This is a genomic window from Micromonospora sp. H61 (genome assembly GCF_018070325.1).
Classification (GTDB): Bacteria; Actinomycetota; Actinomycetes; order Mycobacteriales; family Micromonosporaceae; genus Micromonospora; species Micromonospora salmantinae.
Genome location: NZ_JAGPXY010000038.1, coordinates 51,202 through 57,654 on the forward strand (window position 1 = coordinate 51,202; position 6,453 = coordinate 57,654).

Below are 6,453 nucleotides of genomic sequence, written 5' to 3' on the forward strand. Positions count from 1 at the left end.
CCAGCGGTCAGCCCAGCGCCTGCTCCAGATCGGCGAGTAGGTCGTCGACCGTCTCGATGCCGACAGACAGTCGCACGAGATCGCCGGGAACTTCAAGCGGCGAGCCGGCAGCACTTGCGTGTGTCATCCGACCCGGGTGCTCGATCAGGGATTCCACACCACCCAGCGACTCGGCGAGCACGAAGAGCTTGGCCCGGTTGCAGATGTCCACGGCGTGGTCCTCACCACCGGCGGCGCGGAACGAGATCATGCCGCCGAACCGGCGCATCTGCTTGGCGGCGACCTCGTGACCGGGGTGCGAGGGCAGCCCCGGATAGAGCACCTGGGCGACCTTGGCGTGACCGTCGAGGTACGCGGCGAGTCGCTCGGCGTTGTCGCAGTGCCGGTCCATGCGTACCCCGAGGGTCTTGATGCCCCGCAGGGTGAGCCAGGCGTCGAACGGGCCGTTGATCGCGCCCATCGCGTTCTGGTGGTAGCGCAACTCCTCGCCGAGCCCGGCGTCGGCGACGACGAGGGCGCCACCGACCACGTCGGAGTGCCCGCCGACGTACTTGGTGGTGGAGTGCACCACCACGTCCGCACCGAAGGCGATCGGCTGCTGCAGGTACGGCGAGGCGAAGGTGTTGTCCACCACCAGCAGAGCGCCCGCGTCGTGTGCCACGGCGGCCAGGGCGGCGATGTCGGCGATGCCGAGCAGCGGGTTGGTCGGCGTCTCCACCCAGACGATCTTCGTTCGGCCGGGCCGCACGGCCGCCCGGACCGCGTCCGGGTCGGAAACCTTGGCCGGGCTGAACTCCAGGCCCCAGCGCTGGGCGACCCGGGCGAAGAGCCGGTACGTGCCGCCGTACGCGTCGTCCGGGATCACCACGTGGTCGCCGGGCTGGCACACGGCCCGCAGCAGGGTGTCCTCCGCCGCCAGGCCGCTGGCGAAGGCGAGCCCCACCGGCCCGCCCTCCAGCGCCGCCAGGCACTCCTGGAGCGCGTCACGGGTCGGGTTGCCGGAGCGGCTGTACTCGTAGCCGAGGCGAGGCGCGCCGACGGCGTCCTGGGCGTACGTGCTGGTCTGGTAGATCGGTGGGATCACCGCGCCGGTGCGGGCCTCGGGGTCCTGACCGGCGTGGATGGCGAGCGTCTCGAAGCCGTGACTCATTCTGGTGAGGCTAGTGCCCCGTCCCGAGGGCTGGAACGGAACCCGCGCTCCCGGGCGAGGGTCGGACCGACCGGCCCGACCCTCGCGCTCCTGGTGCCCGGTCAGCCGGCCGGAACGGGCAGGACGTGCAGGGTCGCCGGACGGGCTCCGGTCCAGTCTGAGGTGACCGCGTAGACCCGGGCTTCGTTCGGCGCCCAGGCCAGCCCGCCGGCACTGAGTTCATCGCCCAACTCGTAGCGGGCCTGTTCGGTGCCGTCCGCCGCGAACACGAAGACGTCCGGGGCGTAGGCGGCGTCGGCGCCGGCGACGATCCGGGTGCCGAGACGCGACAGCTCGACTGCTCGCGGGTACGGACCGGTGGCGTACGTCGCGGTGGGGGTGGCGATGTCGGCGAACGGGAACGCCTGCACCAGCGGTGGGGAGCCGGCGGCCGTGTAGAGGGTGGTGCCGGTCGGGTCGAGGGCGATGTCGCGCAGGTTGCTGCCGACGGCCGAGAACTGGTTGGTCCGCAGCATGGTCAGCGCTCCTGCGGCGCCGATCTCGTATGCGTACACCGACGCCGGGCTCAACCCCGGCTGACCGGCGAGCAGCACCGCCCGGTTCTGAGCGGCGGCGGCCAGCAGCGGAGCGTAGTAGAAGTCCTCGCTGACCACGCCGGTGCTGAGGCGGGCCGGCTGACGGCCCAGGTCGATCCGGCCGATGTTGCCGCCCCACTGGTCACAGCCGTAGCCGAACCACAGGTACCGGCCGGTCAACGCCAGCGACGACGGGCACTCGCCCGCGCCGGTGTCGTACCGGGCCGACTCGATCAGCGAGCCGGTGTCGAAGGCGGCGATGGCGTTGGCGGTGGGCAGCGCCACGTAGAGGGTCCGCCGGTCGGCGCTGAGCAGCAGGTCGGTGGGGCCGGGCAGGCCCGACAGGGTGCCGACCACGGTGCCGGTCGCGCTGGTCACCACGACATCGGTGGCGGAGCTGCCACCGCTGACGAAGACCCGGTCACCGGCCGACACCACGTCGGCCACGGTGCTCAGCGGCAGTGGGGTGGCGGTCGGCGCGGCGGCCGCCTGGGCGTGGCCCGGGGCCGCGCCGGTGAGCAGCCCGGCGGTCAGCGCCGCCAGTGCCAGGGTGAGGGCTCTTCTGATCTGCAAGCTTGGTCCTTTCGGAGCATCGACGCGCACGCCGACGGCCGGGATCACCCAGTGTTCATCCATTCACGTAGATGATTACCACAGCCGATTCACGCGTGGGGGGCGCCGGGACGCGCGAGGCCGCCGCATAGCCTGGCCCGATGAGCGGTTGCGTGTTCTGCGGGATCGTGACGGGCGAGGTGCCGGCGTTCCGGGTGGCCGACACCCCGGACGGGGTGGCGTTCCTGGACACCCGGCCGGTGTTCAAGGGGCATGTCCTGGTGGTGCCCCGGGTGCACCTGGTGACCCTGCAGGAGTTGCCGGCCGACCTGCTGCCCGACTACTTCGCCATGGTTCAGCGACTGGCGGTGGCGGTGGAGACCGCCCTGGGCGCCGGTGGGACCTTCGTGGCGATGAACAACAAGGTGTCCCAATCGGTGCCCCACCTGCACACCCACGTGGTCCCGCGCACCAAGGGCGACGGGTTGCGGGGCTTCTTCTGGCCACGTACGCGGTACGACGACGACACCGAGGCCCAGACGTACGCGGACCGGATCGCGGCGGCGCTCCCCGGCGGGGCCTGACTCACTGTCACCCGGGTAAGGAAGGTGGACCCTCCGGTGTTACACGCTGGGAGTGGTACGAGAGGAGATCCCACCGTGTTTTTGCGCCGTATGAACGCCGATATGGTCTCGCCCGACCAGGCCCTGCCGGGCCGTCCGATCGCCATGCCGGTCGCCGACCGCCACGAGGTGCTGGGCACCCCGTTGAAGGGCCCGTTCCCTGAGGGCCTACAGGTCGCGGTCTTCGGCATGGGCTGTTTCTGGGGTGCCGAGCGGCTGTTCTGGACGCTGCCCGGCGTCTACACCACGTCCGCCGGTTACGCGGGTGGCATCACCAAGAACCCGACGTACGAGGAGACGTGTTCCGGCCGGACCGGGCACGCCGAGGTCGTCCAGGTGGTGTACGACCCCAGCAAGATCAACTATGAGGATCTGCTGAAGGTCTTCTGGGAGAACCACGACCCGACCCAGGGCATGCGCCAGGGCAACGACGTCGGTACCCAGTACCGCTCGGCGATCTACACGACCACCGACGAGCAGCGGACCATCGCGGAGTCGTCCCGGGACGCGTTCCAGCCGATCGTGACGCGGGCCGGCAAGGGTGAGATCACCACTGAGATCGCCCCGCTCGGCAGCTACTACTTCGCCGAGGACTACCACCAGCAGTACCTGGCGCCGACCAAGAACCCGAACGGGTACTGCAACCACGGCCCGAACGGCCTGAGCTGCCCGGTCGGCGTGGCCCGTGTCGCCGGCTGAGTCGAGGCGTTAGCCTGATTCGGACACATGGGAGGGCACGATGAGCGGCGACAGCGTTAGCCGTCCGCACGGTTACGCAAAGCCGGTCGTCGTGCCCGAAACCCTTGATCAGCTTTGCGGACCCACGTCCGGGGTGATAGACCTGCCACGCCACTTGAAGTGGTCCGGCAACTCTCGTTACGACCTTGCGCAGCCCGGACGTATTGGCGACCTGTACCGGACGGTCCTCAACGAGGCTGCCAGTCCGGCCGACCTCTACACCTACGTCAGCCGCGACTCGCTGATCCAACTCTGGCCGTCGATGTGGTTACCTCAAGCCGTGCGCCAAGCCTGGGAAGAGTGCTTTCCCGAACTCCGCAGCGCCCCTCGACGCGCCGCCTGAACGATGCTGCCGAGCCACATCAAGATCACCCGAGTCGCACTCGCGACTGCCGGCCGATTTGGCTTCGCCTTGGCCGGTGGCTACGCGGTGAGCGCGCACGGCATGGGCAGTCGACTCAGCGGCGATGTGGATCTCTTCACGGCCTGGCACCTACGCGCCTCGTTCCCGGAAGCGGTCGACAACGTCATCATCGCTCTGGAAGAGCACCAATACGCGGTCACCGCCCTGATTCGGAACGACACGTTCGCCCGTCTGCTCGTCGCGGACCAGAATGATCCAGACGGAGAGCCGGACAAGCTGGAGATGTCGGCGGACTGGCGAGCGCACGACCCCGTGATGTCCGCCGTCGGCCCTGTCCTCCATCCCGACGACGCCGTCGCCAACAAGATGTGTGCGCTCTTCGGCCGCGCCGAAGCTCGGGACTACCTCGACGTGGACGCCGCCCTCCTCAGCGGCCGGTACACGAGGCAACGTCTGCTCGAGCTGGCGGCAGCTGCGGATCCCGGCTTCGAGCCGCGTGCCTTCGCAGACGCCCTGGGCGCGTTGACCCAGATCACGGACGCGGACTTCGACTGCTACGGGATACCGCCCGCCGAGCTACCCGCTCTCCGCGAGCGTTTCGCGCACTGGCGACGCGAGCTCACCGACGCTCCGTAGGCACAACGGCTGATACCGCGTCCACCCGCAATGCCTGCTGCCCGGCCACCGAGTAGTTGGGGCATTCCCGTTCGGCCCTGTGATCGAAATCCGTTGCCGAGCCCGACGAGAACTCGATAACGTGGCCGTACACGTGAAAGGAGGTGGTCCAGACTTGTATAGCAATCGGACTCGTGAGGTGGCTGTCAGCTAGCCGCTGTCCTCGACAGTGAACGGCTCGCCGTAAGGCGGGCAGCAGCAACATCGTCGAGACCGTGTGGCAGCGGTGCGGCGAATCCACGACAGCCACCCGACCCCCGGGGTGCCGGCCAAGTCCAGCCGGCCCGCGCACATGCGCGGAGCGCCCCGGGGGTCGCTCCATATCCGCGGGAGTGGCGATGTCCATGCGCGAGCTGGTGGTGCTGGGGACGGCCAGCCAGGCGCCGACCCGTCAGCGCAACCACAACGGGTACGTGTTGCGCTGGGACGACGAGGTGATCCTCTTCGACCCGGGTGAGGGCAGCCAGCGTCAGCTCCTGCACACCACTGTCACCGCCACCGACCTGACCCGGATCTGCGTCACCCACTTCCACGGCGACCACTGCCTGGGCCTGCCCGGCACTATCCAGCGGCTCTCCCTGGACCGGGTGGCCCACCCGGTCGCCGTGCACTTTCCCGCCGGCGGCGCCGAATACTTCGCCCGGCTGCGGTACGCCACCTCCTTCTACGAGACCGCCGAGCTGCGGGTCGAGCCCATCGAGGCGGACGGGCAGCGGATCGCCCTGCGCTGCGGCACGCTGGAGGCACGCCGGCTCCGGCACCCCATCGAGACGTACGGCTACCGGCTGGTCGAGCCGGACGGGCACCGGATGCTGCCGGAGAAGCTGGCCGCGTACGGCATCGTCGGGCCGGCCGTCGGCGAGCTGATCCGAGTCGGGCACCTCGACCTCGACGGACGCCGCGTCACCCGGGCCGAGGTGAGCGTTCCCCGGCCGGGGCAGCGGTTCGCGTTCGTGATGGACACCGGCCTCTGCGACGGGGTGTACGCCCTCGCCGAGCACGCCGACCTGCTGGTCATCGAGTCGACGTTCCTGGAGTCGGAGGCCGCGCTCGCCGCCGAGGTCGGCCACCTGACCGCGGCGCAGGCCGCCCGGGTGGCGACCGAGTCCGGGGTACGCCGACTCGTGCTCACTCACTTCTCCCAGCGCTACCCCGACCCGCGCCGGTTCCACGACGAGGCGCGCGCGCACTTCGACGGCGAACTGGTCATCGCCGAGGATCTGACCACGGTGCAGCTTCCGCCGCGCCGGGTAGCCTCGGCCGGGTGACCGTCACGCTCCGCCCCGCGACCGAAGGCGACCTGATGGCGGTGGGTGCCCTGCACCAGCGCTCCCGGGCCGCCGCGTACTCCGCCTTCCTGCCGGCCGTGGCGCTGGCCGACCCGACACCGGAGGCGATGGGGCGATACTGGGTCGAGCGGTGGATCTGGGAGCGGGACACCCACCGGATGACAGTGGCCGAGCGGGCCGGGGCGATGGTCGGGTTCAGCCACCTGGGCCCGGACGACGAGGACGACCCCGCCACCGGGCTGCTCAACGCGATCCACCTCGACCCTGCCGAGCAGGGCCGGGGCGTCGGCCGCACCCTGATGGTAGACGCCCTGGACGCCATGCGGGCGCAGGGTTGGCGGCGTGCCGTGCTCTGGGTGCTGCGGGACAACGCCCACGCCCGCTCGTTCTACGAGCGCGGTGGCTGGACCCCCACCGGCGACGAACGGGACGAGACAATCGGGTCGTCCCCGGCCCGACAGCTCCGCTACACCCGCCCCCTCTGAGC

General features: G+C 70.2%; 8 protein-coding genes. 6 read left to right on the forward strand and 2 right to left on the reverse strand.

Translation table 11 applies throughout. The annotated features are described in order from the left end of the window. Positions 1 to 7 precede the first annotated feature (7 nt). On the reverse strand, positions 8 to 1,150 hold the full coding sequence (locus KBX08_RS19625; RefSeq protein ID WP_210784919.1) for a cystathionine gamma-synthase: 1,143 nt from the start codon (positions 1,148 to 1,150) through the stop codon (positions 8 to 10). Positions 1,151 to 1,251: 101 nt separating this feature from the next. After that, on the reverse strand, positions 1,252 to 2,298 hold the full coding sequence (locus KBX08_RS19630) for a hypothetical protein (protein ID WP_210784920.1): 1,047 nt from the start codon (positions 2,296 to 2,298) through the stop codon (positions 1,252 to 1,254). A 140-nt stretch (positions 2,299 to 2,438) separates the two neighbouring features. On the opposite strand from KBX08_RS19630, the gene KBX08_RS19635 reads away from it, so the two are divergent. From KBX08_RS19635 to KBX08_RS19660, 6 genes are all read left to right on the forward strand, one after another. Then, positions 2,439 to 2,861 (forward strand): HIT family protein, encoded by a 423-nt coding sequence (locus KBX08_RS19635; protein WP_210784921.1) that lies wholly within the window; start codon positions 2,439 to 2,441, stop codon positions 2,859 to 2,861. A gap of 75 nt (positions 2,862 to 2,936) precedes the next feature. Beyond that, positions 2,937 to 3,599, forward strand: a complete 663-nt coding sequence (msrA, locus tag KBX08_RS19640) for a peptide-methionine (S)-S-oxide reductase MsrA (RefSeq protein WP_210784922.1) — start codon at positions 2,937 to 2,939, stop codon at positions 3,597 to 3,599. A gap of 40 nt (positions 3,600 to 3,639) precedes the next feature. After that, positions 3,640 to 3,981 (forward strand): hypothetical protein, encoded by a 342-nt coding sequence (locus tag KBX08_RS19645; protein ID WP_210784923.1) that lies wholly within the window; start codon positions 3,640 to 3,642, stop codon positions 3,979 to 3,981. 3 nt (positions 3,982 to 3,984) lie between these two features. Beyond that, on the forward strand, positions 3,985 to 4,638 hold the full coding sequence (locus KBX08_RS19650) for a nucleotidyl transferase AbiEii/AbiGii toxin family protein (RefSeq protein WP_210784924.1): 654 nt from the start codon (positions 3,985 to 3,987) through the stop codon (positions 4,636 to 4,638). Positions 4,639 to 5,015: 377 nt separating this feature from the next. Continuing rightward, entirely contained in the window at positions 5,016 to 5,945 is a 930-nt protein-coding gene (locus KBX08_RS19655) for a ribonuclease Z (protein ID WP_210784925.1), read from the forward strand. After that, entirely contained in the window at positions 5,942 to 6,451 is a 510-nt protein-coding gene (locus tag KBX08_RS19660; RefSeq protein ID WP_210784926.1) for a GNAT family N-acetyltransferase, read from the forward strand. The genes KBX08_RS19655 and KBX08_RS19660 overlap by 4 nt, the downstream gene beginning before the upstream one ends. Positions 6,452 to 6,453: the final 2 nt, after the last annotated feature.

What these genes read in the sequence shown, in the direction of transcription:
- KBX08_RS19625 (WP_210784919.1), bottom strand. Translation starts at nt 1,150, where the DNA reads ATGAGTCACGGCTTCGAGACGCTCGCCATCCACGCCGGTCAGGACCCC.
- KBX08_RS19635 (WP_210784921.1), top strand. Translation starts at nt 2,439, where the DNA reads ATGAGCGGTTGCGTGTTCTGCGGGATCGTGACGGGCGAGGTGCCGGCG.
- KBX08_RS19645 (WP_210784923.1), top strand. Translation starts at nt 3,640, where the DNA reads ATGAGCGGCGACAGCGTTAGCCGTCCGCACGGTTACGCAAAGCCGGTC.
- KBX08_RS19650 (WP_210784924.1), top strand. Translation starts at nt 3,985, where the DNA reads ATGCTGCCGAGCCACATCAAGATCACCCGAGTCGCACTCGCGACTGCC.
- KBX08_RS19655 (WP_210784925.1), top strand. Translation starts at nt 5,016, where the DNA reads ATGTCCATGCGCGAGCTGGTGGTGCTGGGGACGGCCAGCCAGGCGCCG.